A 24495-nucleotide genomic window follows, 5' to 3' on the forward strand; every position below is an offset into this window, starting at 1 on the left:
GTGGTGTGCCTCACAGCGAGTGGACTACTGTCTACAAAAGACCGGGCACCATGACAAGGGTCACAGCACGATCCGTTACGAAGAGGGCGCGCTCACCGCGGCCGGGCAGGCTGGGGCACCGACCCCGAGACAGGAAGGAGGAGCACCGTGACGGCACCACCGGACCCGGTGTCCTCCGCGCGCCGCATCGAGGCGCCGCCGAGCATGTCCGCCCTGGCCGCCGAGGCCCTCCGCCAGATGGTGCTCAACGGGGAACTGCGCCCCGGCGACCGCGTGATCGAGAACCGGTTGACCGAGGAGCTGGGCGTCAGCCGCCCGCCGCTGCGCGAGGCGATGCGGGTCCTGGAGCAGGAGGGCCTGATCGTGCAGGTGCCCCGCAAGGGCGCCGTCGTCGCGTCGGTCACGCCGCACGACATCTACGAGATCGTGTCGCTGCGCGAGGAGATCGAGCAGATCGCCGTCCGGCTGGGCGTGCCCGTCCGCTCGCAGGAGCGGCTGGACCGGCTCCGCCAGGCGTTCGCCGACCTGGAGGCCGCCGCGGAGGAACCCGGCGCCGCACGGGTGGTGGAGACCAGCTTCGCCTTCCACCTGGCGATCGTCGGGCTGGCGGGTCACCGGCGGCTCGAGGACGTCTACCGGTCCCTGTCGCTGCAGATGCGGATGTGCATGGCGATGAACCGGCGGGCCCGCGCGGAGATCGAGACGGCCCGGCAGGATGCCGCCCGCCACCGTCCGTTGATGGACCTGGTCGAGGCCGGTGACGTGGAGCGCATGGCGCACACGCTCGCGCACCACGGCCAGCGCACCTTCCTGCTCAGCATCGCGGACGACGCCGAGGGCCACTCGCCCGAGTCGCGGGCGTGGTTCGCACGGATCCGCCAGGAGGAAGAGGAGGCGATGCGGCGTGACGGACACGCCTGACACCAGCACCAGCCCGCTGGAGGCGCTCCAGGCCGCCATCGGCTGGACCGCCGAGGAGCGCGTCGACGTCGTCGAGCGGCGCCACCTCCGCGACTACCGGCGGGCCATCGGCGCGGACGAGGACGGCACCGACGTGCCGGCCACCATCACCGCCTGCTTCCTCACCGAACCACCGACGATGCCGGAGGCACTGGCCTACGGCATGGGGTGGATCAACGGCGGCGACCGGTTCGAGGTGCACCGCCCGCTGCGGCTGGGCGACGAGGTGACCTCGCAGCTGACCTTCACCGGCGTGGAGGAGAAGACGGGACGGTCGGGCACGCTGGCCCTGCTTACCTTCGTCACCGAGTTCCGGCTGCCGGACGGCACGCTCGCGGTCCGCCACGTCGGGACGCGGGTGCGGCGATGAGCGCGACGGAGCAGCGGGCCGACGAGACCACCCGGGTCGAGACCGCCACCCTGCGGACCCTGGTGCAGTACGCCGGCGCCAGCGGCGACTTCTACGAGATGCACTACGACCTCCCCTTCGCCCACGAGCGGGGTCACCGGGAGCTCGCGGTGCACGGGCTGCTCAAGACGGCCTGGCTGGGACGGCTGGTCGAGGAGTGGTTCGCCGGTCGCGGCCGGCTGACCGTCCTGGACGTGAGCTATCGGGGGATGGACTTCCGCGACGAGCCGGTCACCTGTGGCGCCCGCGTCACGGGGCAGGACGGCGACCGGGTCTCCCTCGAGGTCTGGACGGCGAGCGCGGACGGGACGCGGACGACCATCGGGACCGCCGAGGTCGCACTGACGGAGGACCGGTCATGACCCTGGGACGCATCAACAGCCTGTGCGCCGGACTGGGGCACCCGGTGCTCACCGACGGCGCCGACTCGGCCGGTCGGTTCCCCGACGGCTCGCGCTACAAGGTCGAGATCCCCAGCTGCGAGGGCCCGGACGTGATGGCGGCCGTCCTCGACGAGGCCGACCGCCGCGGCGTCCCGGTCCACCGGGTCTCGCAGGGCAGCGGCGTCATGATGCTGACCGACGCCGAGATCGCGCGGATGGTCGCCCTCGGCGCCGAGCGCGACATCGAGGTGAACCTCTTCCTCGGCCCGCGCAGCGCCTGGGACGTCGGCGGCCAGGCCAAGGTGGCGGCTGCCGTCGGCGCAGCCGCCCGGGGGAACGCGGCCGTGGCCGCCTCCCTCTGCGACGCCGAGCGCGCGGTCCGGCTCGGCGTCCGCAGTCTCCTGATCGGTGACCTCGGCGTGCTCGCGCTCCTGGGCCGGATGAAGGCCGACGGCCGGATGCCCGAGGACCTGGTGCTGAAGACCTCGGTGCTCATGCCGCTGTCCAACGGCCCGACCGCCGCGCTCTACGAGAAGTTGGGCGCGACCAGCCTGAACGTCTCCACCGACCTGACGGTGGCCCAGATCGCCGAGATCCGGGCGGCGACGACGGTGCCGATCGACATGTACGTCGAGGTCCCCGACGACCAAGGTGGCGCCGTCCGGTTCTACGACGTCCCCGAGGTCGTCCGCGTGGCGGCTCCGGTGTACCTGAAGCTCGGCCTCCGCAACGCCCCCAACATCTATCCCGTGGGCGCACACATCGGTGCCATGGCGCAGGACCTGGGCCGTGAGCGCGTGCGCCGAGCGGAACTGGTCCTGCGACTGCTCACCGAGCTCGCACCGGAGCTGACCGCCGACCCCGCCGCGGCCACCGTCGCCGGCTGACCCACCAACGTCCGAGAGGAATCCCCGTGCCCCCGCTGTTCACCGGTGTCGGCGTCGCCCTCGTCACGCTCTTCGACGACGACGGCCGCCTCGACGCCTCCGCCACCGCCGACCTCGCCGTCCAGCTGACCGGTCTGGGCATGCGCGCCGTCCTGGTCGCCGGCACCACGGGCGAGGCCATGTCGCTGTCCGCCGATGAGCGCAGCGAGCTGATCGCCGCCGTCAGGGCGGCGGTCCCGGCCGACGTGCCCGTGCTCGCCGGGACCGGCGCCCCCACGGGCGCCCAGGCCGCCGACCTGACCACACGTGCCTTCGACGCCGGCGCCGACGCCGCGCTGGCGCTCTCGCCGCCTGCGGTCGCCGACCCGCGGCGGTACTACGAACGAGTCGCGCAGGCCGCCGCCGGCCGGCCGCTGCTGGCCTACCACTTCCCGTTCGCCGCCTCCCCCGGGATCCCGGTCGAGGTGCTCCCCGATCTCCCGGTGACCGGGCTCAAGGACTCCTCCGGCGACGCCGGCCGGCTCCTCGACGAGCTCGAGGTGTTCGACCGCGACATCTACGTGGGCGCGACCACCGTGCTCACGATGGGGGGCGCGGTCGGCGCCACCGGTGCGATCCTCGTGCTGGCCAACGCCGAGCCCGAGCGCTGCACCGCCGCCTTCGCCGGGGACGGCAAGGCGCAGGTGGAGCTGGCCGCGCCGCACCGCGCCTCGATGGTCGGTTTCCCGGCCGGCATCAAGCAGCAGGTCGCCGACCGGTTCGGGGTCTCCGCCGTGGCCCGGGTCGGGTCGTGAGGGACCGGTGAGATCCCGGCCGGAGGAGGAGTCGTGACCGCACCGATCGAGGACCTGGCCCGTCGGCTGCCCGCCGGCATCGTGCTCACCGACGAGGCCAGCACCGAGGCGTACCGCTTCGACAGCGCCAGCTTCTGCGTGGCCGGCGCGCCGCTGGGCGTGGCCCGGCCGACGAGCACCGCGCAGGTGCAGGAGGTCATGCGCTGGGCCAGCCACCACCGGGTGCCGGTGGTGCCCCAGGGCGCCCGCACCGGCCTGTCCGGCGGGGCGAACGCGGTGGACGGTGCGCTGCTGCTCTCCCTGGTCGGGATGGACCGCATCCTGGCGATCGACGAGGTGGACCAGGTCGCCGTCGTCCAGCCGGGCGTCGTCAACGCCGACCTCTCCCGGGCGGTGGCCGAGGTCGGGCTGTTCTACCCGCCGGACCCGTCGTCGTGGGAGATGTCGACGATCGGCGGCAACCTGGCCACGAACGCCGGCGGGTTGTGCTGCGTGAAGTACGGCGTCACCGCCGACTTCGTGCGCGGCCTGGAGGTGGTGCTGGCCGACGGCGAGGTGGTGCGCACCGGACGGCGCACCGCCAAGGGCGTGGCCGGTTACGACCTCACCCGGCTGGTGGTCGGCTCGGAGGGCACCCTGGGGGTGATCACGGAGGCCACCCTGGCGCTGCGGCCCGCCCCGGAGCCCGCCCTGACCATGGCGGCGGTGTTCGACCGCACGGCTGACGCGATGCTGGCGGTGGCCCGGATCATGGCCTCGGGGATGCGCCCGTCGCTCATGGAGTTCCTCGACCGGGCGTGCATCCGCGCGGTGCAGGCCTACCGGGACATGGGGCTGCCCGAGGACGCCGAGGCCCTGCTGATCACCCAGTCCGACCGGGGCCCGCTGGCCGCCGCCGACGTCGCGGCGATGGGGCTGATCTGCGAGGAGCAGGGGGCCGCGGAGGTCGCCGTGGCCGAGGACGCTGCCGAGTCGGCGATGCTCCTGCAGGCCCGGCGCCTGGTGAACCCGGCCGTCGAGGCGCTCGGCGTGACCCTCGTCGACGACGTGGCCGTGCCGCGGGCCCGGCTGGTCGACCTGCTCGCCGGCATGGAGAAGATCGCCGCCGACTGCGGCGTGCTGATCGTCTGCCCCGGTCACATCGGTGACGGCAACATGCACCCGACCGTCGTCTTCGAGCGCGGCGACGCGGCCGCCGCCGTGCGTGCGGAGGCGGCCTTCGACGCGATCATGCGGCTGGCCCTGGACCTCGGCGGGACGATCACCGGCGAGCACGGCGTCGGCGTGCTGAAGCGGAAGTGGTTGCGGGAGGAGCTCGGCGAGACCTCCTACGGCCTCCAGCAGCGGATCAAGGACGTCTTCGACCCGCTGGGCATCCTCAACCCCGGCAAGGTGCTCTGACCGCGCGGCACCAGCGGGGGCATGCCCCCTGACACCCGGCTCCAGCGCGTGGGCGGCGCGACCCGGGAGCACCCTCCGCCGGTCGGTGCGGGGCGCTAGCGTGCACGCGTGCCGCCGTCCCTGAGCCGCCGGCAGGTCCTCGACCTGCGCGTGCACGCCCAGCAGATCGGCCGTTCCTCCGGCGACCCGGCCGGCACCGCCGTCCTCGACCTCGGCGTCCAGGACACCGGGCCCGACGGCGGGCTGTGGGCGCTCGCGCTGCGCGGCGTGGACACCGCGGCGCTGGCCGGCGACGAGCTGGCCACCGTGTGGACCCTCCGCGGCGCCCCGCACCTGTACCGGCGGGCCGACCTGCCCGGGGTCGTCGCGGCCACCGCGCCGTTCTCCGACGCCGACGCGGGCAAGCGCATCCACGACGCCTCGAAGCCGCTGAGGGCCGCGGGCATCGGCGACCTCGAGGCGCTGGACGCCGTCGCCGACGCTATGCGCTCGCTGGTCACGGCGCCGATGGTCAAGGGCGAGGTGTCCACGCGGCTGACCGCGCTCATGCCCGAGCCGCACCTGCGGTCCTGCCGGCCCTGCGGCACCACGCACCTGTACGAGATGCCGTTCCGGCTGGCCGCCCTGCGCGCCGGGCTGGAGCTGGAGCCGGATACCTCGCCGCCGGTGCTGCGCCCGGTCCCCGGCCTGACCCCCGCCGCCACCGTGCCGCCGCACCTGGACGTCGTCCGCGGCTACCTGCGGCTGCTCGGCCCCGCAACGCCGAAGCTCGCCGCCGGCCACCTCGACGCGCCGGTCAGGGACGTGCAGGCCCGCTGGCCGGAGGACGCCGTCGAGGTGACGGTGGACGGCGAGCGGCGCTGGCTGCTGGCCGAGGACGCCGACCGGGTCGACGACGTCCCGCCCGCGGCCGGCGTGTTCCTGCTCGGCCCGTTCGACCCGTTCCTGCAGGCCCGCGACCGGCCGCTGCTGGTCGACGACCCCGCCCGGGCCACGGCGCTGTGGCCGGTGCTCGGCCGGCCCGGCGCGGTGCTGGCCGGCGGCGAGGTCGCGGGCACCTGGCGGCCGCGCAAGGCCGGCTCGACGCTGACCGTGGCGGTGGAGCTGTGGACGCCGGTGCCGCGGGAGGCGGTCACCGAGGCCGCCGAGCGGCTGGCCGCCTTCCGCGGGGTAGTGCTCAAGGACGTCCACATCGACTGAGGAGAGGCCATGACCGGTCCCGACGACGCCTTCCTGGCTCCCGACGACGCGCTGCGCGGCTTCGACGACGACAGCGACGTCGAGGCGGGCACGGGCGGCGACGAGCGCCCCGGCGCGGACGACGTCGAGCGCCCGAACCCCGCCGGCGCCGCCGTCGAGGACGCCGGTCGCTCGACCGGCTCCCTGGACGGCGGGACCGAGGGGTAGGGGCCCGCCCCGGCGCCGCACGGCCCGGCTGCGGGCCGGCGGCCCGCCGTCCTGGCAGGGTGCCCGCATGACCGCGCCCGGGCACTCCCCGCCCGTCCGGCCCTGGACGGTGTGGGCGCCGCTGGGCGTCGCCCTCGCCGTCGTGCTGTTCCTCGCGACCGTCGGGAGCCTCGGCGTCGGCTTCGGCGTGATGACGAACTGCACGAACACGTACAGCTGCACCTCGACCGGGTGCGAGCCGTGCGCGACCACGAGCGCCTGGCTGACCGCCGGCTGGATCGGCCAGGGCGTGCTGCTGCTGGTCGCCGTGGCGCTCGTCGTCCTCGCCGTGCGCCACCGTCGGCTGCCCGCCGTCCGGGCGACGGCCCTGGCGCTGACCCCGCTCAGCGTGGCGCTGGTCGTGGTCACCACCGCGTTGGCGATCTCCGCCGTCTGATGCTTCCCGCCGAGGTATCTCAGCCCTAAGGTATCTGCACATGGAACCGCGCCGCGTCCGCATCGGCATCGACACCGGCGGGACCTTCACCGACGTCGTCGCGGTGGACGAGGCGACCGGCCGGACGACGACCACCAAGACGCCGTCCACCCCGGCCGACCCGGCGGAGGGCTTCCTCACCGGCGTCCGCAAGGTGCTCGACCTGCTCGGGCTGGACGGCGGCGCGATCACCGCGGTCAGCCACGGGACGACGGTGGCGACCAACCAGCTGCTCGAGGGCAGGCTGGACCGGATCGGCTTCATCACCACCGAGGGCTACGAGTCGGTGCTGGAGATCGCGCGGCAGTCGGTGCCCGACGGCTACGGCAACAGCTACTTCTGGGTCAAGCCGCCGCGGATCGTCCCCGCCGACCTGGTCCGCACGGTGCGCGGCCGGCTCGACTCCCGCGGCCACGAGGTGCGCCCCCTCGACGAGGACGACGCCCGCGCCGCCGCCCGGTCCCTCCGCGACGCCGGGGTGGCGACCATCGGCGTCTGCCTGCTGCACTCCTACGCGGACGACGCCCACGAGCGCCGCGTCCTGGAGGTCCTGCGGGAGGAGCACCCCGACGCGGTGGTGAGCATCAGCTCCGAGGTGCTGCGCGAGTACCGCGAGTACGAGCGGTCGGTGACCACGCTGGTCGACGCCGCGGTGAAGCCGCGGGTGGGCGCGTACGTGACGGCGATCCGCGAGCGGCTGGACGGCATCGCCCCGGGCGTGCCGTTCTACGTGATGAAGAGCAACGGCGGCGTGCTGTCGGCCGAGGAGGTCGTGCACCAGCCGATCACCACGATGCTCTCCGGGCCGGCCGCCGGCGCCCTCGGCGCGGCCCTGGTCGCGGGCGCGGCCGGCTTCGACCGGGTGCTCACCTGCGACGGCGGCGGCACCTCCACCGACGTCGCGGTCGTGGTGGACGGCGAGCCGGCGCTGACCACCGAGGGCTCCGTCGGGGCCTACCCGTCGAAGATCCCGATGATCGACGTCGTCACCGTCGGCGCCGGCGGCGGCTCGATCGCCTGGCTCTCGCCGGAGGGCACGCTCAAGGTCGGGCCCCGCTCGGCCGGCGCCGACCCGGGGCCGATCTGCTACCCGGACGGCGGGTCGGAGCCGACCGTCACCGACGCGCACGTGGTGCTCGGCCGGATCCCGCCGCACCTGCTGGGCGGGGAGATCCCGCTGTCGGTCCAGGCCGCGCGCGAGGGGCTGGGGCGTCTCGGCGGCACGCTGGGCCTGGACCTCGAGCGCACCGCCACCGGCATCCTCGAGATCTCGGCGTGGAACCAGGCCAACGCGCTGCGCCAGGTCACGGTGGCCAGGGGCCTCGACGTCCGCGACTTCACGCTCACCACCTTCGGCGGCTCAGGCTCGCTGCTGGCCTGCCGGCTGATGGACGTCCTCGGTCTGCCGCGCACCCTCGTCCCGCCGGACCCCGGCAACCTCAGCGCGTTCGGCCTGCTCACCGTCGACGTCCGCAACGACCACGTGCAGACGACGATCAGCCGGCACGCCGACCTCGACCTCGACCGCCTGCGCACGGTCTTCGGCGAGCTCGAGGCCCGGGCACGGGAGGCGCTGGACGGCGAGGGCTTCCCCCGCGACCGGCAGCGGATCCAGCGCAGCGCCGACCTGCGCTACGTGGGCCAGGCGTTCGAGGTGCGCGTCCCCGTGGCGGACGGCGAGCTGGGTGCCGTGCTGACGAGAGGGGCTGCCGACGCCGTCGCCCAGGCCTTCCACGCCGCGCACCGCCAGCTCTACGGCTACGACTTCGCCGAGGACCCCCGGCAGGCCGTCGAGTGGGTGAACCTGCGGGTGAGCGGCATCGGGCCGATCCGCCGTCCCGACCTGGTCGAGCTGGCACCGGCCGACGAGCCCGCGACGGAGCGGGCCGTCACGGGCTCCCGGCCGGTCTTCTTCGACGACGACTGGGTGGAGACGCCGACGTACGACCGGCCCCGGCTGGCGTCCGGCGACGTCGTCCCCGGTCCGGCGGTGATCGAGGAGTTCGGCTCGACCGTCCCGGTGCACCCCGGCTTCCGCGCGACCGTGGACACCCACGGCAACCTGCTGATCGAGAGGGCCGCCCGATGACCGCCGCCACTCGTGGCCATTCCCGGGGAGATGGCCGCTCCGACGGCGGGGGCACCGTCGACCCGGTGCTCGTGGAGATCGTCGCCGGCACGCTGGCCGCGATCGAGCGGGAGGTGGAGACCTCGATCGGGCGGACGTCGCGGTCGCCGATGATCCGCGACGCGCACGACTTCCGCGCCGGCATCCACGACCGGAAGCTGCGCAAGCTGACCGGCCGCTCGTACTCCGCCCTGGTGCACCCGGTGGTGCGCGACCACCCGATCGAGACGATGAACGTCGGCGACGTCTACTTCCACAACGACGTCTACCTCTCCGAGGGCGGGATCGGGCACCTGCCCGACCTGTGCGTCACCGTGCCGGTGTTCGCCGAGGTGGACGGCCCTGCGGGTCCGGAGGCGCAGGTCGTCGCCTTCGTCCAGGCGTTCGGCCACCACGACGACATCGGCGGCGCCGTCCCGGGCTCGATGCCCTCGGCGGCGACCTCGGTGTACGAGGAGGGCCTGATGGTCCCGCCGATCAAGCTGTGGGACCGCGGCGTCCGCAACGAGGCCGCGATGACGATCATGACCCGCAACTCGCGGATGCCCGACTCGCTGGCCGCCGACCTCGACGCCGAGTGCTCGGCCTGCCTGGCCGGCGCGCGGCGACTGGGCGAGCTGTTCGAGCGGTACGGGGTGACCGCCGTCGAGGCCTGCTTCGACGCGATCCTGGCCAACTCGACGGAGGTCTACCGGCGCGAGGTCCTCTCGCAGATCCCCGACGGCACCTACGTCTGGGAGGACTACGCCGAGCACGACGGCGTGGAGCCGCCCAAGCTGCACCGGCAGCGGATCACCCTCACCATGGACAGCTCCGCCGACGTCCCGCTGGTGATCGACTTCACCGGCACCGGCCCGCAGGCCAAGGGGCCGATCAACCACTGCGGCGACCACGCCGACGGCAACTTCCTCAAGAAGTGGCTGGCGCCGATCCTGCGCAACCTCGCCGAGACGCCGGAGCGGATGGCCGAGCTCGACGTCAACGAGGGCGTCGTCCCGCTGATCGAGATGCGCTTCCCCGAGAAGGGCACGCTGCTCACCCCGGTGTTCCCGGCGCCGACCAACGCGCGGACGTTCGTCATCCTGCGGCTGCTCGGCGTCCTGGCCGGGGTGCTGGCCAAGGCGACCGGCGGCCGGATGCCCGCCGACCAGGAGACCATCCGCTACACCGGCGTGTACGGCACCGACGCCGACGGCCAGCCCTACCTGATGCGCGAGGTGCTCGGCGGCGGCTCGGGCGGGCGGTACTACGCCGACGGCGAGGACACCATCCACGTCGTCCCGGACTCGCGGAACCTGCCGACCGAGTTCACCGAGAGCCGCTTCCCGCTGCGGGTGGAGCGGCTGGGGCTGGCCCTGGACTCCGGCGGCCCGGGCCGCCACCGCGGCGGCTGCGGCTACGAGAAGCACATCCGGGTGCTGCGCGACGCGCACTTCATGTCGATCGCCGACCGCTCGATCCTGTCCTGCTGGGGCGTCGCCGGCGGTCGCGCCGGGCGGCCGTTCCAGATCACCGTGGACCCGGGCGGCCCGGACGAGCACGACGTCGACGCGCTCGCCGACGCCGAGCCGCTGGCCGCCGGCACCGTCGTCCGCATCCGGACGACGGGGGGCGGCGGGTGGGGCGACCCGCTGGACCGGCCGGTCGACGAGGTGCTCCGCGACATCGCCTGGCGCAAGGTGAGCGTCGCCGGCGCGCGGGCGGACTACGGCGTGGTGGTGCGGGACGACGGCACCGCCGACGAGGCGGCCACCGCGGCCCTGCGGGGGGAGATCCGGGCCGCCCGCACCGGCGAGGAACCGTTCTTCGACCGCGGGCCCGGCTACGCGCGGCTGTCCGGCGGGGCGGCGTTCAACGAGTTCGACCTGCTGTAGCCGGCGGGATCGGCGATCTCGCACGGTTGCACCCCCGCGTCCGTACGGGATCGGCGATCTCGCCGGTGCTCAGCCCGCCCGCAGCCAGGCCAGCGCCGCGAGCACCCGGCGGTTGTCGTCCGGGTGGGGGGCCAGGCCGAGCTTGGCGAAGACCGCGGCGACGTGGGTCTCGACGGTCTTCGGGCTGAGGTACAGCTCGCGGCCGATGCCCGCGTTCGACCGACCCTCGGCGACGAGGCGCAGCACCTCCCGCTCCCGCGCGGTGAGCGGGTCCCCCTCCGCCGTGGCGGGACGGGGGGACGGCAGGACGAGGGCCGGCGCCGCACGGGGCCTCCCTCCCCCGCCCATGACCGTCGGGACGACGAGCGGCGCGACCTGCAGCGCCGGGACCGCGACCCCGGACCGGCGGGCCCGCCGCAGCGCCCGGCCGACCTGGGGGCACAGGAGCCCGACGAGGTCCCGCTCCCAGTCGGTGAACGCCCGACCGGAGCGACCGAGGCTGACCCCGGTGAACGCGGATCCGTCGTCGGTGGCACCGAACGCGATCTGGTCGTCCACCTCCAGCCGGTAGTACGCCTCGCGGTAGACGGGGTTGGCCTGCCACTGCCGCCGGCTCACCAGGTCCGAGGTGCGCAGCGGCTCGCCCACCGCCGGCAGGGCCATGGTGTAGGCGACGATCGGGTGCTGCGCCATGACCGAGGGGTAGCCGCCCAGGAGCTCCGCGCGGTAGACCTCGGCCGGCCAGCCGAGCGCCACCTCCCGACCGGCCCGGCGGTCGACCTCGTGGTAGACGGCCAGGTGGGCGCCGAGCAGACCGGCCAGTCCGGGGAGCAGGACGTCCCGGACACCGGCGAGGTCCTCGACCTCGTCGAGGCTCTCCACGAACGCACGACACCGGCCCAGGCGCGACACCGGGGACGCTTCGAACAGGCGCTGCGACATCGTCGTCCCCCCATGCACCAGGACTCATCACCTGGGGTGCGCCACCGAGTGCGTCCCGCTACCAGTGTGGGGAGGGCAGCGGTCCCCCGACAAGGCCCGGGGGGAACCCCGGAGCGGGGCCAGGGCTGACCCCGATCCGGCCGCGGCGGAGATCCGCCACGCTCGTCCCCATCCGGACGACGCACCGTCCGGACCGTCCCCTCGACGCCGAGGGACGCCGACCGGATCGGAGCAGGTGGTCCCCGATGCGCCGCACCGCCGTCCTCCTCGTGTCGGCGCTCGGCGTCGTGCCCCTCCTGGCCGTGCCCGCGCAGGCCGGCGGGCGGGTGCTCCCGTACGTGTTCACCAGCGACCGCGACGGTGACACCGAGATCTACCGGGTCCGGGCGGACGGACGCGTCGTGCAGCTGACGCACAACGACGTGGACGACGGCGACGCCGTCTGGTCACCCGACGGCCGCGAGCTGGCCTTCGTCAGCGGCCGGGACGGCGACCTGGAGGTCTTCGTGATGGACGCCGACGGCTCCGACGTCCGCCAGCTGACGCACAACACGGCGGGCCCGGGGAGCCCGGCCGGGGACTACTCGCCCGACTGGTCCCCGGACGGCGACGCTCTCGTGTTCGTGTCGGACCGGGACGACCCGGAGGGCGACGTCTACCGGATGGCGGCCGACGGCACGGGGGTGACCCGGCTGACCGCCACCCCCTTCGTCACCGACTACTCCCCCTCGTGGTCGCCGGACGGGCGGCACATCGCGTTCGGCTCGACCCTGTCGGGCTTCGACAACGCCGAGGTCTACCGGATGCGCACCGACGGCTCGGGCCTGCGCCGGCTGACCCGGACGGCGGACGGCGTCTTCGACGACAACCCCGAGTACTCCCCGGACGGGCGGACGATCGTGTTCAGCAGCAACCGCGGCGGAGCGGACCGCGACCTCTACACGATGCGGGCGGACGGCGGGCAGGTGCGGGAGCTGACCGGGGAGGACGGCGTCGACGAGTGGTTCCCGACGTGGGCCCCGGACGGCCGGCGGCTCCTGTACTGGAGCCTGACGCTGGACGGCACGGCCCGGGACACCGCGTGGATCGTCGACCGGGCCGGCAGGGACCCGCGCCCCCTCACCTCGGGCGAGTCGAACGACTCCTTCCCGGACGCCCGGCCGTGACCCGCCGGACCCCCACCCGCAGCGGCCAGGGGGAACCGCTGCGGGTGGGCCCGGGGCCCCGCCCGCGAGTCCGCGCCCGGGCGGGGATCAAGGCGTGCCGAAGTCGGTGCTCCCGGCCGGCGGCTTGACCTCGTCGCCGGTCTCGCCCTCGTCGCCCCGGTTCCTCGGCTCGTCGGTGGTGCGCGGGTCGTCGTCGGTGTCGTCGACGTCCTCGGGGACCAGCGGCGTCTCGTGCAGGACGTGCTCACGCGCCGCGTCGCGGTCGGTGCCCGGTACCTCGGTCATGGCGACCTCCTCATCTCGGGGTCGACCACGTACCCGACGGCTGCGCCGCGGATGCGCCCGGCGCTACGCCCGGGGCGAACGGCGGCGCCGCCACCATCGGGCGCGCGCCGGGGCGGACGGCGGTGCCGCGCCCGGCTCGGGCTCCGGGGGCGGCGGGCGGGTGGCGTGCCACAGCCGCACGAGCGCGTCCTCGTCGGCCAGCCCCGGGACGGCGTCGGGCCCGTCCGCCGGACGCCGCCAGTGCTGCTCCACGCGGTCGTTGAACTCCGCCACCGCGGCCCGCACCGCGGCCTCGCTGGGCAGCCGGGGGACCCGCAGCGCGAGGTCCTCGCGCTCACGGCGCAGCGCCATGCCCGGCGGCAGCAGGTCACGCGGGTCGGCCTGCTGGCGGCGCGCCCACTCCAGCGCCCACTCGTAGCTGGTCTGCTCCTTGTCCAGCCGCGGCAGTGGCCGGCCGGCGCCCCCGAGCCCCTCGAACGCACCCCGCTCCTGCGCCTGGGCGATCTGGTGGTCGATCCAGGTCTCGAAGGCCATCCCCGGGGGCTTGCGCTCGGTCATCACCCTCCTTGGTACCCCGCCGTTGCCGGATCGTGTCTTGACCTCCCGCGTCGCTCGTGCAGGGACCCCGGCGTCCTCGCGGAACGTGGCGACCTGCCCCGGAAGGGTGAAGCGGCAGCTCAGCGCCCTGCGCACGGGGCGGGGAACCCCCACGCTGACCGTCGTGCCGCTGTCCGTGCCCGGCTTGCCCGACGTGCCGCCCGAGCTGGCCGGACCGGTCGCGGTGGAGCTGGCCAAGCCGGTGCGCGACCTCCCGCGGGCCGACGCGCTGCCCGGCGGCGTCCTCTACGAGCCCAAGTGGGACGGCTACCGCCTGGTCGTCGTCCGCACCGGCGGCACGACCCGGGTCTGGTCCCGGCAGGGCCGCGACCTGTCGTCCCGCTTCCCGGACGTCGTCGCCGCGGCCGTCGCCCAGGTGCCGCCGGGCACGGTGCTCGACGGCGAGGTCGTCGTCTGGAACGGCTCCCGGCTGGACTTCGGGCTGCTCCAGCAGCGGATGGTCGCCCCCCGCGGCCGGATCGGGACGCTGGTGGCCGCCGCTCCGGCCTCCTACGTCGCCTTCGACCTGCTCGCGCTCGGCGGCGCCGACCTGCGCGGCCGCCGGCTCCGGGAGCGGCGGGCCGCGTTGGAGGAGCTCGCCGCCCGCTGGGCCCCGCCGATGCAACTCTCGCCGGTCACCACCGATCCCGCCGAGGCCCGGCAGTGGTCGGCCGACTTCCGCCCCGCCGGGGTGGAGGGGCTGGTCGCCAAGGGTGCCGGCACCCGGTACGCGCCCGGCCGTCGCGAGTGGCTCAAGGTGAAGTCCTGGGAGACCACCGAGGTGCTCGCCGGCGGCGTCATCGGGTCGCTCGAGCGGCCCGGCCAGCTGGTGGCCGGGCGCTACAGGGACGGCGAGCTGGTCGTCGTCGGCCGGACCAGCCCGCTCTCGCCCGCGCAATCCGCCGAGCTGGCCGACGTCCTCACCCCGGCCGGGCCGGACCACCCGTGGCCGGACCGGATCGGCACCGGCGCCTTCGGCGGCGGCCGGCTGTCGGTGCCGTTGACCCGCGTGCGCCCGGACGTCGTCGTCGAGGTCAGCGCGGACGCCGCGCTGCAGGCCGGCGTCTTCCGCCACCCGCTGCGCTTCGTGCGGGTACGCCCCGACCTCGCCCCGGACGACGTGCCCGAGCTCGCCTGAGGGGGCCGCCGACCCGGACGATCATGGACCTGGGGTGGCGACACCCGTAGCCCCCCGGCGTGTCGCCACCGCAACTCCATGATCGCCGGGGAGGGGAACCGCGCCCGAAACCCGCACGGAACACCGCGCGCGGACGATCGGGCGGGTGCACACCGGCGACCAGCTCTGCCTGACGGCGGCCGACCTGACGGTCCGCACCCTGGGCCCGGCGACCGTCCCCTCCCCGCTCGACGGCTCCTTGCTCGACCCGCGCGACAGCGTCCACTACGTCGCCGAGACCGACCGGGTGCTGCTCGACGACACCCTCGACATGGCGGTGCGCCGCGGGCTGCCCACCCGCGACCTGCCCGCCTTCGAGCCCGGCGGCCCGCGCTCCCGGCTGTTCTTCGACCCGCCCCGCACCCGCGTCGGCGTCGTCACCTGCGGCGGGCTGTGCCCGGGTCTGAACAACGTCATCCGCGGCCTGGTGCTGGAGGCGTGCGGCCACTACGGCGTCGCCTCGGTGACCGGCTTCCGCAACGGCTACCGCGGCCTGACCCGCGCCGGTGCCGCGGACGCGGTCGAGCTGACGCCGGCCGCCGTCCGCGGGCTCAACGACCAGGGCGGCACCGTGCTGGGGACCTCCCGCGGCGGCCAGGACCCGGCCGAGATGGTCGACACCCTCGTCGCGCGGAGCATCGACGTCCTGTTCGTCATCGGCGGCGACGGCACCCTGCGCGGTGGGCAGGACATCGCCGACGAGGCCACCCGCCGCGGCCTGCCGATCGCCGTCGTCGGCATCCCCAAGACGATCGACAACGACATCCCGTGGATCGACGCCAGCTTCGGCTTCCAGACCGCGTTCGGCCGGGCCGCCGAGTCGATCCGGGCTGCGCACACCGAGGCGCGGTCCACGCCGAACGGGGTCGGGCTGATCAAGCTGATGGGCAGGCACTCGGGCTTCATCGCCGCCTACGCGTCGCTGGCCAGCGAGGACGTCGACGTCGTCCTCGTGCCGGAGGTGCCCCTCGACCTCGACGGCCTGCTGGCCCACCTCGGCCGGGTGCTCGACCGGCAGGGGCACGCGGTGGTCGTCGTCGCCGAGGGCGCGGGGCAGGAGCTCTTCGCGGGACAGCCCCAGGACCGGGACGCCTCGGGCAACCTGCGACTGGGCGACATCGGCGCGCTGCTGCGCGACCGGATCACCGCCGCGGCGAGGGACTGCGGCCGCGACATCAGCCTCCGTTACGTCGACCCGGGCTACGCCATCCGCAGCGTGCCGGCCAACCCCTTCGACAGCGTCTACTGCCAACGGCTGGCGCAGGCCGCCGTCCACGCCGCCATGGCCGGCCGGACGGCGACCGTCGTCGGCCGCTGGCACGGCCGGTTCGTGCACCTGCCGATCGCGCTGGCCACCGCCAGCCGCAACCAGGTCGACCCGCAGGGTGACCTGTGGCTCTCGGTGCTCGAGGCCACCGGCCAGCCGGTGTCCGCGTGAGCGGTGCCGGCGAGGAGTGGGCCCGGAGGGGTCCGCGACGAGGTGGTGGACGTGGCCCGCCCTACAGGGGGACGGCACCTGGCCGCGGTGTCGGCCGGTAGGCCGACAGTGTCACGGCACGCGACCGAGGGCGATCAGCAGGCGGCGCAGGAGACCGGCGAGGGCGTCGAGGTCGTCGTCGGGGAGCCCGGCCAGCAGCCGGCGCTCGGTCTCCAGGTGGTCGGGCAGCGCCGCGTCGAGCGCCGCCCGGCCGGCGTCGGTCAGCGTGACGACGACGGCCCGCCCGTCGGCCTCGCTGCGCTCACGGGTGATCAGCCCCTTCTCCTCCAACCGGTCCAGCCGCTGGGTGATCGCGCCGGAGGTGACCAGCGCGGTCCGCATGAGCGCGGTGGGGGTCAGCTGGTACGGAGCCCCGGCCCGGCGCAGCGCGGCCAGCACGTCGAAGGAGGGGACGTCGAGACCGTGGCGGGCGAAGGTGGCGCGCTGGGCGAGGTGGACCTCGCGCTGCAGCTGGGAGATGCGCCCGATGACACCCATCGGGCTGCAGTCGAGGTCGGGCCGCTCCCGGGCCCACTGGGCCAGGATTTGGTCGACAGCGTCCCCCACCCCGATACCTCAGCAGTGAGGTATCGGCGGCGTCAAGCGCGGCGCAGGCGGGTGCTGAGCCGGACGGTCAGCCCGTCGGGACCGGGCAGCAGGTCGACGGAGTCCCAGAGCTTGCGGGCCAGCCACAGGCCCATGCCGCCGCGGCCGAGGTCGGCGCCGTGGGCGGGCACGAAGCCGGCCAGCGGGTCGCCGAAGGAGTGCCCGGAGTCGGTGATGGCGCAGACCAGCCGATCGCCGTCGGTCCACATCCGCGCCGACACCGGCCGGACGCCGTGCCGGAAGGCGTTGGCGGCGACCTCGGCGGCGGCCAGGTGCAGGTCCTCCCGCTGGTCGCGGTCGGGCACCCGGGCGGCGAGGACGCGGCCGATCCCGTGGCGCAGCGCCACCAGGGTGGGGACGTCGTCGAGGGCGAGCACCGGCTCGGTGTCCTCGACCGGCTCCCGCGGCCACGGCAGCCGGGGCAGGTACTCCGCCGGGTCGCGGTAGGCCGGGCTCGACGCCCAGGCACCGTCGACGACCAGGAAGGGGTGGGTGGCGGCAGCGGTCTCCACGACCGCCGCGGGCAACCGACGCCGGTCGTAGAGGCAGAGGAAGTCGACCGGCGTGTCCTGCACGACCCGGTTGGCCGCCGACTCGAACCGCACCCCCTCACGCCAGCCGGCGGGGGTGGGCCCGAAGTCGACGAGGGAGAGGACGCGCAGCTGCCGGTCCCCCGCTCGCTCGGCGGTCCGCCGCGCGTGGGCCAGCGCGTCGGGCGCCCGGGCACCGAGCAGGCTCAGCCGCGGGTCGTCGCGGACCTGCCCGGCGCGCTCACCGAGCTCGCCGCAGAGCAGCGCCGCGACGTCGGGCGGGCAGGCCAGCGCGACGACGTCCCCGGCGCGCAGCCCGGCGTCGAGGAAGGGCAGGGCCACGGCCAGCAGGTCGGCCTCCCCGCGCACCACCGCGGCGGCGTGCCGGGACAGGACCGGGGACCCGACGCCGCTCCGCGCGTGCGGCAGCGGAGCCCGGGCCCCGCCCACCGCTCGGTCCACCTCGTCCGGTCCTCCCTCCGGCCGAGAGCTCGGGCCGGGTGCCGCGTCATCCTCGTACACGCCCACCCCCGCTCACCCGAGGGGTGCCCAATGTGCGCGGCGTCACGCCTGCAGTTCCTCCCAGGCCTGATCGTCGACCCCCGCCAGGGCGAGGATCCGCGCCGGCGGGGTCCCGGGCCGGGTCAGCACCCGCAGCTCGACGCCGGCCCGCCGCGCCCGGGCGACGGCCTCCAGGACCAGTCCGACGCCCGCGCTGGCCAGGTAGCCGGTCGACCGGAGGTCCAGCGTCGCGACCGACCCCGGGGCCAGCTGCTCGAGCCGGGCGAGCACCTGCTGGCGGACCCGCGCCGCGGTGGCCAGGTCCACCTCGCCGTGCACCTCCAGGCGTGGGCCGCCGGACTCGTCGTGCACGGCCACGCTCGTCCCGCCGTCCCCGGAGGGGGCCGCCGGCGCCCGCTCGAGGCGGACCGCCGGGCCGGGGACGGCGGGAGCCACCCGGAAGCGGACCGTGGTACCGGCGACCCCTGGTTCGTGCACCACCTCGACGTCGGTGCCCAGCGCCTCGATCAGCTCCAGGCCGCGCCCGCGGTAGCCGCGGTCGGCCGGCGGCGGCCGCCACAGGCCGGTGTCGCGCACCTCGACCCGCACGCTGCCGTCGGCCTCGCGGGCCAGCCGGTAGCTGCACTGGCCGTCGTCGGCGGACGCGGCGTAGGCGTGCTCGACCGCGTTGGCCAGCGCCTCGCCCAGCGCCAGCTGCAGGTCCTCGGCGGTGTCCCCGGGCAGCCCGGCCGCCGCCGTCCACGCCGCCACGGCCCGGCGGACGCCGGACAGCCGGCGCGGGTCGGCGGGCAGCCGCCCTGCCAGCGGCTCCGGCAGCAGCCGGGCGGCGATCAGCGCGACGTCGTCGGGCTGGGCGGCGTCGGCGAGGACCTCGGCGAGCAGCTGCCCGGTCAGCGCGACCGGGTCGGCCGCGGCGTGCCGGGCGGCCGCGGCCCGGACCCGCTCGAGGCCGTCGTCGAGGACCTCCCCGCGGCGCTCCACCAGGCCGTCGGTGTAGAGCAGCAGGGTCGCGCCGGGAGCGATGTCGGCGGTGCCCTCGGTGTAGGGACGACGTCCGGCTACGCCGAGGACGGCCCCGGCGCCGGCGCCGTCGAGCAGCCGCGCCCCGTCCGGCGTCACCAGCAGCGCCGGTGGGTGCCCGGCGCGGGCCCAGCAGACCGTGCCGGCCGCACCGTCGACGACCAGGCAGGCCGCGGTGGAGGCCAGCGCGCCGGGCAGCCGGGCGGCGAAGCGGTCCAGCAGCTCCAGCGCCTCCGCCGGGCCGCAGCCCTGCAGCAGCGCGGTCGAGAGCGCGCTGCGCAGCTGCCCCATGACCGCGGCGGCGGCCGGGCCCTGGCCGACGACGTCGCCGACGGCGATCGCGATCCGGTGGTCGGCCAGCTCGACGACGTCGTACCAGTCCCCGCCGGCCTGGCTGCCCTCGGCGCCGGGCAGGTAGTGCGCGGCCAGCGCCAGCCGCTCCAGGGCGGGCAGCTGCGCCGGCAGCAGGCTCAGCTGCAGCGTCTCGGCGATGCCCCGCTCGGCCCGGTACAGCCGGGCGCGGTCGAGGGCCTGCGCGCACTGCTCGGCGACGGCGAGCAGCATCGCCCGGTCCGTGGCGGAGAAGCGCCGCACCTCGGGCCAGGCCACCGACAGGACGCCGACCACCCGGCCGGCCACGGTCAGCGGCAGGGCCGCCACCGCCGCCAACCCGAAGTCCCGCGCCGACGCGGCCAGCTCGGGAGCCAGTCCGCGGTCGGCCGCGGGCTCCGCGGCGACGTCCTCGACCCAGATCGGGCGTCGCTCGCTGACGGCCGTGGTGGCCACCACGGGGGTCGACATCGGCAGCGTCCGCCAGAGCTCCCGGCCGGCCGGGCTGCCACCGTCGATGGCCAGCGCGGACAGCGCCCGGTGCGAGGGGTCGACCTCGTAGACCGCGACCCGGCTGTCCGGGCCGGTCAGCGCGCGGACGTGCCCGCCGGCCACCTCGGCGACCTCCACCGGGGTGGTCGCCGCGGACAGCTCGGCGGTCGCCCGCTGCAGCAGCGCCAGCCGCCGTGCCGCCGCCCGCTCCTCGGCGAGCAGCACCGCGTTGTCCACCGCCAGGGCGGCCCGCCCGGCGACCTCCTCGAGCAGCACCCGGTCGTCGTCGTCGTACGGCGGCGAGTCCGGGTGCCGCGCGAGCGCGAGGACGGCGAGGACCCGGCCGCGGACGGACAGCGGCACCGCCATCCCCGAGCCGACGGCCAGGGCCTCCGCGATCTCCGGACGGTCGGGAGCCAGCGGGGGCAGCTGCGCCCGCACCACGCTCCGGCCGGTCGCCACCACCTCGGGTCCGATCCCCGTGTCGGGGTCGAGAGCCCTCATGGCGGCCTCGGCCCCACCGTGGAGCCCGGCGACCCCGGCGAAGCGCAGCCGTCCGTCGTCCCCCAGCACGCGGGCCGTGCAGAGGTCCGCGAGGCGCCGGTCGACCAGCAGCCGGACCAGCGCGCCGAGCTGGCCCTCGACGGTGGTCTCCCGGTCCAGGGCCGTGCCGACCTCGGCGAGCAGCGTCTGCCGCGCCGTCTCGCGGGTCCGGGCGTTGATGTCGGTGCAGCTGCCGACGTACCCGGCGAACGTCTCCCCGGCCCCGATCGGCCTCCCCCCGATCGGTACCGCCCGCTCCAGCAGCCAGTGGTAGGTGCCGTCGGCGCGGCGCAGCCGGACGTCGACCTCCCAGCCCTCGCGGCGGGCGGTCGCCGCGGCGACGACCTCGGCGTAGCGGTCGCGGTCCTCCGGGTGCAGGCCCTGCGCCCAGCCGTCGCCGACCTCCTCGCGGGCCGGACGGCCGGTGAACTCGGTCCAGCCGCGGTTGACGAACACCCGCCGTCCGTCGGGGTCGGCCACCCAGATGAGGGCCGGCGCCAGGTCGGCCATCGCGGTGAACTGCTCCTCCGCGGCCCGGCGGGCCCGGCCGAGCTGCAGGTGCGCGCCGACGCGGGCCAGCAGCTCCTGCGCGGAGAACGGCTTGACCAGGTAGTCGTCGGCGCCGGCGGCCAGGCCCTCGACCGCGGCCTCCTCACCGGCCCGGGCCGAGAGCAGCACCACCGGGACGCGGGCGGTGCGCGGCTCGGCGCGCAGGGCCGCGAGCAGCCCCATGCCGTCGAGCTCGGGCATCATCACGTCGCTGACGACCAGGTCGGGCGGGTCGGCCAGCGCCGCCTCGAGCGCCTGCCGGCCGTCCGCGACGGTGCGGACGTCGTAGTGCGGGCCCAGCAGCCGCTGCACGTACCCCCGCATGTCGGCGTTGTCGTCGGCGACCAGCACCCGCCCGGAGGCCGCGGCCGGGCGCGGGACGACCGGCGGCAGCTCGGCGCCGGGCGCGCCGTCCCCACCGGGCAGCCAGCGCATGGCCTCGGTGACGAAGGGGACGGCGGCGGACGAGACCGCGGACGCGTCCGGAGCGGCCTCGGCCAGCCGGTCGGCGGGCAGGTGGGCGGTGCCCATCGGCAGCGTGACGGTGAACGTCGTCCCGGCGCCCGGGGTGCTCTCGACGTCGATGCTGCCGCCGTGCAGGGCGACCAGCTCGCGCACCATCGCCAGGCCGATGCCGCTGCCCTCCCCCGACCGGCCGCGGGCGTTGCGGACGCGGGAGAAGCGCTCGAACAGGCGGGGCAGCTCGTCGGCGGGGATGCCGGTGCCGGTGTCGCTGACGGTCAGCCGCGCGCCGCCGTCGTCCTGCCGCAGCCGCACGGCGATGCCGCCGGTGAAGGTGAACTTCAGCGCGTTGGAGAGCAGGTTGAGGACGACCTTCTCCCACATGTCCCGGTCGACGTGCACCGGCGCGTCCAGCGGCGCGCAGTCGACGGTGAACTCCAGCCCCGCCCGGACGACGGCCGAGCGGAAGACGCTGGCCAGCTCGGTGGTGGTGGCGGCCAGGTCGACGGGCTCGAAGCGGGCGTCGATGCGGCCGGCCTGGATGCGGGAGAAGTCGAGCAGGGTGTTGACCAGCTTGCCCAGCCGCTGCGCGTTGCGCTCGATCACCTCGAGCTCCTCGCGCAGCCGCGGGTCGGACGCCGCGGCCGGGGAGGCGCGCAGCTCGGCGACCGGGCCGGCGATGAGCGTCAGCGGGGTGCGGAACTCGTGGCTGACGTTGCTGAAGAAGTCGGTCTTGGCCCGGTCCAGCTCGGCCAGCGCCTCGGCCCGGCGGCGCTCGGCCTCGTAGCTGCCGGCGTTGGTGAGGGCGGAGGAGACCTGGTTGGCCACGAGGCCGAGGAAGCCGCGGTAGGCGTCGTCGCAGCGGCGGTGCGGGTTGAGGCCGACGACGAGGAAGCCGGCCACCCCCTGGTGCTCCGGCGCCGAGGCGGCGATCGGCAGCGCCACGCCCTGCACCGGCGCGTGGTCCCAGGCACCGGTCGGCAGGCCGGGGCACCGGTCGGTGAGGTCCTCCACCAGCACGTCCTCGCCGGCCAGCAACCGGGCCAGCGGCCACGCCCCGTGGTCGTCGGTCAGGACCCGGGGGACGGCGGGCGACCCGGGCTCGATGCCCACCGCAGCGCCCAGCCGGGCGGTGCCCTCGTCGTCCACCAGGTACACGGCGCTGAACGGCAGGTCGGCGGGGTTGCGGGCGAGCTGGTCGGCGGTGGCGGCGAGCACGGCCTCCGCGGAGCGCGCCGCCCCGAGCGCCGCGGCCAGGTCGCGCAGCGTGCCCATCCGGCGCTCGCCGACGACCTGCTGGGTGGTCTCGGTGACCACGCACAGCAGGCCGCCAGTGCCGCCGTCGTCGTCGGGCAGGGGGCTGTAGGAGAAGGTGTGGTACGTCTCCTCCGGGTAGCCGCTGCGCTCCAGGAAGAGCAGCAGGTCCTCGTCCCAGGTGGCGGTTCCGCCGTCGAGCACCTCCCGGGTGCGCGGCCCGATGTCGGGCCAGATCTCCGCCCACACCTCGGAGGCCGGCCGGCCCAGCGCCCACGGGTGCTTGGCCTGCAGCGTGTCGTGCCGGTACGCGTCGTTGTAGAAGAAGGCGAGGTCCGGGCCCCAGCCGGCCCACATCGCGAACCGCGACGTCAGCAGGATCCGGACGGTGTGGCGCAGTCCGGAGGGCCACCGCTCCGGCGGGCCGAGGGGCGTCTGCGACCAGTCGACCGCGGCCATCGCGCGGCCGACCTCGCCCCCACCGGCGAACAGCGGGGTGCCGGGGTCCTCGTCAGTCACTCCGCCATCACGAGGGGATGGTAGGTCGGGGGCCGCCACGGTCGGTTGCGGGCGGGGGGACCCGCGCGGCGCGTCGGTCGAGGACGGCCCGCACGACGCCGCTCGCCGGCGGGCACCCCGCCTCGTCGAGGACGTCCGCCCGGGGGGCCTCCGTCGACGCTGCCACGTGGACCGCCGGCTGCCATCCTCGTCGCATGGCCACCCTCGACGACTTCAACGCCGAGCCCGCCGACCGCGCCGTCCAGGCCCTCCGGGCGTGCAACGCCGCGCCGCGGTTCGCAGCAGCGGTGGTGGCCGGCCGGCCCTACCCGGACGTCGAGGCGCTGGTCGCCCGCACCGAGGAGGTCGTCCGCGGGCTGCCGTGGGAGGAGGTCGAGCTGGCCATCAGCGTCCACCCGCGGATCGGCGAGCAGCCCGAGGGCTCCTCGCCCGAGGCGGAGGCCTCCCGGCGGGAGCAGAGCGCGGTGGGCTCGGCGGACGACGCCACGCGGACCGCGCTGGCCGAGGGCAACCGGGCCTACGAGGAGCGCTTCGACCACGTCTTCCTGATCCGTGCGGCCGGCCGGTCCCCGGGGGAGGTGCTCGCCGAGCTGCACCGCCGGCTGGACAACGACGAGGAGACCGAGCGGGCCGAGGTGACCGGTCAGCTGGCCGAGATCACCGCGCTGCGGGTGCGCGGGCTCGTCTCGTGAGCCACCTCGCGCGAGGAGCAGCCGCGCCGGTCGACGTCCCGCCCACCGAGGTCGCCCGGCCGGGCTCGCGCTGAGCGGTCAGCGGCCCCAGCTGTCGTCCTGCGGCGCGGTCTCGAGGCCGACCCCGGCGAGGAGCAGGTCGGCGTGCACGCGCAGGTCGGCCCCGCGCTCGTCGTCGGTGGTGAAGACGTCGGCGCCCTCGGCCACGCCCACCCCGCCCGCGCCGCGGCAGCTCCACCACACGTGCCAGCCGGCCGGCACCCGCACCCCCACGCCCCCCATCAGCGCCCGCACGGTGAGGTCCACCCCGCCGGGCACCCTGGGCACCGCGGTCAGGTCCAGTCGGACGCCGCCCATGAGCACGTCCAACCGCACCCGCGACAGCTCGGGGTTGACCGGCCGCAGCTCCTCGCCGCCGACCACCACGACCCGCCGGATCCCGGCCGTGCTCTCGTCGCCCTCGTCCTTGCGCCGGGCCACCAGGCGGCCGGTCACGGCGAGCACCGCCTGCACCGCCCACCAGCCCAGCAGCCAGGGCAGCAGCCGACGGACGGCGGGCGGGAGGCTCGTCATGCGGTCAGCCTGCCCGGCGTCCCGCCCGGTGCCCAGTCCCG

22 protein-coding genes are annotated in these 24495 nt (G+C 75.7%); 15 read left to right on the plus strand and 7 right to left on the minus strand.

Features of this window, described 5'->3' with window-relative positions:
• Positions 1 to 147 precede the first annotated feature (147 nt).
• The 11 genes from ACI79G_RS11515 to ACI79G_RS11565 all read left to right on the plus strand — a co-directional run bounded on the left by ACI79G_RS11515 (position 148) and on the right by ACI79G_RS11565 (position 10718).
• Entirely contained in the window at positions 148 to 921 is a 774-nt protein-coding gene (locus ACI79G_RS11515; RefSeq protein WP_456881262.1) for a GntR family transcriptional regulator, read from the plus strand.
• Positions 905 to 1330, plus strand: coding sequence for an FAS1-like dehydratase domain-containing protein (locus ACI79G_RS11520; protein ID WP_456881263.1), 426 nt, complete (start codon positions 905 to 907; stop codon positions 1328 to 1330). The genes ACI79G_RS11515 and ACI79G_RS11520 overlap by 17 nt, the downstream gene beginning before the upstream one ends.
• A complete protein-coding gene (locus ACI79G_RS11525) occupies positions 1327 to 1731 on the plus strand; it encodes a MaoC/PaaZ C-terminal domain-containing protein (protein WP_456881264.1) in 405 nt (134 codons plus the stop codon). Before ACI79G_RS11520 ends, ACI79G_RS11525 begins: the two co-directional genes overlap by 4 nt.
• Positions 1728 to 2639 carry a U32 family peptidase gene (locus ACI79G_RS11530; RefSeq protein WP_456881265.1) on the plus strand — a complete coding sequence of 304 codons (912 nt, stop codon included), beginning with the start codon at positions 1728 to 1730 and terminating at the stop codon, positions 2637 to 2639. Before ACI79G_RS11525 ends, ACI79G_RS11530 begins: the two co-directional genes overlap by 4 nt.
• Before the next feature lie 26 nt (positions 2640 to 2665).
• The gene (locus ACI79G_RS11535; RefSeq protein ID WP_456881266.1) at positions 2666 to 3433 is read left to right on the plus strand and encodes a dihydrodipicolinate synthase family protein; all 768 of its coding nucleotides are present in this window, start codon (positions 2666 to 2668) and stop codon (positions 3431 to 3433) included.
• 33 nt (positions 3434 to 3466) lie between these two features.
• Positions 3467 to 4834, plus strand: coding sequence for an FAD-binding oxidoreductase (locus tag ACI79G_RS11540; RefSeq protein ID WP_456881267.1), 1368 nt, complete (start codon positions 3467 to 3469; stop codon positions 4832 to 4834).
• 108 nt (positions 4835 to 4942) lie between these two features.
• Complete coding sequence (locus tag ACI79G_RS11545) at positions 4943 to 6034, plus strand: winged helix DNA-binding domain-containing protein (RefSeq protein ID WP_456881268.1); 1092 nt, start codon at positions 4943 to 4945, stop codon at positions 6032 to 6034.
• A 9-nt stretch (positions 6035 to 6043) separates the two neighbouring features.
• A complete protein-coding gene (locus ACI79G_RS11550; protein WP_456881269.1) occupies positions 6044 to 6241 on the plus strand; it encodes a hypothetical protein in 198 nt (65 codons plus the stop codon).
• Positions 6242 to 6308: 67 nt separating this feature from the next.
• A complete protein-coding gene (locus ACI79G_RS11555; protein ID WP_456881270.1) occupies positions 6309 to 6677 on the plus strand; it encodes a hypothetical protein in 369 nt (122 codons plus the stop codon).
• A gap of 40 nt (positions 6678 to 6717) precedes the next feature.
• Positions 6718 to 8805: a hydantoinase/oxoprolinase family protein gene (locus ACI79G_RS11560; protein ID WP_456881271.1), complete on the plus strand. Its 2088-nt coding sequence runs from the start codon at positions 6718 to 6720 to the stop codon at positions 8803 to 8805.
• A gap of 65 nt (positions 8806 to 8870) precedes the next feature.
• On the plus strand, positions 8871 to 10718 hold the full coding sequence (locus ACI79G_RS11565; RefSeq protein ID WP_456881272.1) for a hydantoinase B/oxoprolinase family protein: 1848 nt from the start codon (positions 8871 to 8873) through the stop codon (positions 10716 to 10718).
• A 69-nt stretch (positions 10719 to 10787) separates the two neighbouring features.
• Here ACI79G_RS11565 and ACI79G_RS11570 read toward each other — a convergent pair whose 3' ends face one another.
• Positions 10788 to 11600, minus strand: coding sequence for a helix-turn-helix transcriptional regulator (locus tag ACI79G_RS11570; RefSeq protein WP_456881273.1), 813 nt, complete (start codon positions 11598 to 11600; stop codon positions 10788 to 10790).
• A gap of 305 nt (positions 11601 to 11905) precedes the next feature.
• Between ACI79G_RS11570 and ACI79G_RS11575 the strand changes: the two genes are divergently transcribed.
• Positions 11906 to 12826, plus strand: a complete 921-nt coding sequence (locus tag ACI79G_RS11575) for a hypothetical protein (RefSeq protein WP_456881274.1) — start codon at positions 11906 to 11908, stop codon at positions 12824 to 12826.
• Between the two features lie 87 nt (positions 12827 to 12913).
• Here ACI79G_RS11575 and ACI79G_RS11580 read toward each other — a convergent pair whose 3' ends face one another.
• Together ACI79G_RS11580 and ACI79G_RS11585 are read right to left on the minus strand one after the other, a co-directional pair.
• Positions 12914 to 13111 carry a hypothetical protein gene (locus tag ACI79G_RS11580; RefSeq protein ID WP_091221279.1) on the minus strand — a complete coding sequence of 66 codons (198 nt, stop codon included), beginning with the start codon at positions 13109 to 13111 and terminating at the stop codon, positions 12914 to 12916.
• 63 nt (positions 13112 to 13174) lie between these two features.
• Positions 13175 to 13669: a DnaJ family domain-containing protein gene (locus ACI79G_RS11585; protein WP_456881275.1), complete on the minus strand. Its 495-nt coding sequence runs from the start codon at positions 13667 to 13669 to the stop codon at positions 13175 to 13177.
• Positions 13670 to 13832: 163 nt separating this feature from the next.
• On the opposite strand from ACI79G_RS11585, the gene ACI79G_RS11590 reads away from it, so the two are divergent.
• Complete coding sequence (locus tag ACI79G_RS11590) at positions 13833 to 14846, plus strand: ATP-dependent DNA ligase (RefSeq protein WP_456881276.1); 1014 nt, start codon at positions 13833 to 13835, stop codon at positions 14844 to 14846.
• A 145-nt stretch (positions 14847 to 14991) separates the two neighbouring features.
• Complete coding sequence (locus ACI79G_RS11595; RefSeq protein WP_456881277.1) at positions 14992 to 16323, plus strand: ATP-dependent 6-phosphofructokinase; 1332 nt, start codon at positions 14992 to 14994, stop codon at positions 16321 to 16323.
• A gap of 111 nt (positions 16324 to 16434) precedes the next feature.
• Here ACI79G_RS11595 and ACI79G_RS11600 read toward each other — a convergent pair whose 3' ends face one another.
• The 3 genes from ACI79G_RS11600 to ACI79G_RS11610 all read right to left on the minus strand — a co-directional run bounded on the left by ACI79G_RS11600 (position 16435) and on the right by ACI79G_RS11610 (position 23189).
• On the minus strand, positions 16435 to 16929 hold the full coding sequence (locus ACI79G_RS11600; protein ID WP_456881278.1) for a MarR family winged helix-turn-helix transcriptional regulator: 495 nt from the start codon (positions 16927 to 16929) through the stop codon (positions 16435 to 16437).
• A gap of 32 nt (positions 16930 to 16961) precedes the next feature.
• A complete protein-coding gene (locus ACI79G_RS11605) occupies positions 16962 to 17960 on the minus strand; it encodes an anti-sigma factor RsbA family regulatory protein (protein ID WP_456881279.1) in 999 nt (332 codons plus the stop codon).
• 102 nt (positions 17961 to 18062) lie between these two features.
• Entirely contained in the window at positions 18063 to 23189 is a 5127-nt protein-coding gene (locus ACI79G_RS11610; RefSeq protein WP_456881280.1) for a SpoIIE family protein phosphatase, read from the minus strand.
• 194 nt (positions 23190 to 23383) lie between these two features.
• Between ACI79G_RS11610 and uraD the strand changes: the two genes are divergently transcribed.
• Complete coding sequence (uraD, locus tag ACI79G_RS11615) at positions 23384 to 23881, plus strand: 2-oxo-4-hydroxy-4-carboxy-5-ureidoimidazoline decarboxylase (RefSeq protein ID WP_456881281.1); 498 nt, start codon at positions 23384 to 23386, stop codon at positions 23879 to 23881.
• A gap of 78 nt (positions 23882 to 23959) precedes the next feature.
• Here uraD and ACI79G_RS11620 read toward each other — a convergent pair whose 3' ends face one another.
• Positions 23960 to 24454: a hypothetical protein gene (locus ACI79G_RS11620; RefSeq protein ID WP_456881282.1), complete on the minus strand. Its 495-nt coding sequence runs from the start codon at positions 24452 to 24454 to the stop codon at positions 23960 to 23962.
• Between the last annotated feature and the right edge of the window lie 41 nt (positions 24455 to 24495).

The sequence above is a fragment of the Geodermatophilus sp. SYSU D00779 genome (genome assembly GCF_054050595.1).

Bases quoted from the DNA above. Each gene is read 5' to 3' on its own strand.
- ACI79G_RS11575 (WP_456881274.1), top strand. From the start codon at position 11,906: ATGCGCCGCACCGCCGTCCTCCTCGTGTCGGCGCTCGGCGTCGTGCCC.
- ACI79G_RS11530 (WP_456881265.1), top strand. From the start codon at position 1,728: ATGACCCTGGGACGCATCAACAGCCTGTGCGCCGGACTGGGGCACCCG.
- uraD (WP_456881281.1), top strand. From the start codon at position 23,384: ATGGCCACCCTCGACGACTTCAACGCCGAGCCCGCCGACCGCGCCGTC.
- ACI79G_RS11560 (WP_456881271.1), top strand. From the start codon at position 6,718: ATGGAACCGCGCCGCGTCCGCATCGGCATCGACACCGGCGGGACCTTC.
- ACI79G_RS11585 (WP_456881275.1), bottom strand. From the start codon at position 13,669: ATGACCGAGCGCAAGCCCCCGGGGATGGCCTTCGAGACCTGGATCGAC.
- ACI79G_RS11525 (WP_456881264.1), top strand. From the start codon at position 1,327: ATGAGCGCGACGGAGCAGCGGGCCGACGAGACCACCCGGGTCGAGACC.
- ACI79G_RS11550 (WP_456881269.1), top strand. From the start codon at position 6,044: ATGACCGGTCCCGACGACGCCTTCCTGGCTCCCGACGACGCGCTGCGC.
- ACI79G_RS11620 (WP_456881282.1), bottom strand. From the start codon at position 24,454: ATGACGAGCCTCCCGCCCGCCGTCCGTCGGCTGCTGCCCTGGCTGCTG.
- ACI79G_RS11580 (WP_091221279.1), bottom strand. From the start codon at position 13,111: ATGACCGAGGTACCGGGCACCGACCGCGACGCGGCGCGTGAGCACGTC.
- ACI79G_RS11555 (WP_456881270.1), top strand. From the start codon at position 6,309: ATGACCGCGCCCGGGCACTCCCCGCCCGTCCGGCCCTGGACGGTGTGG.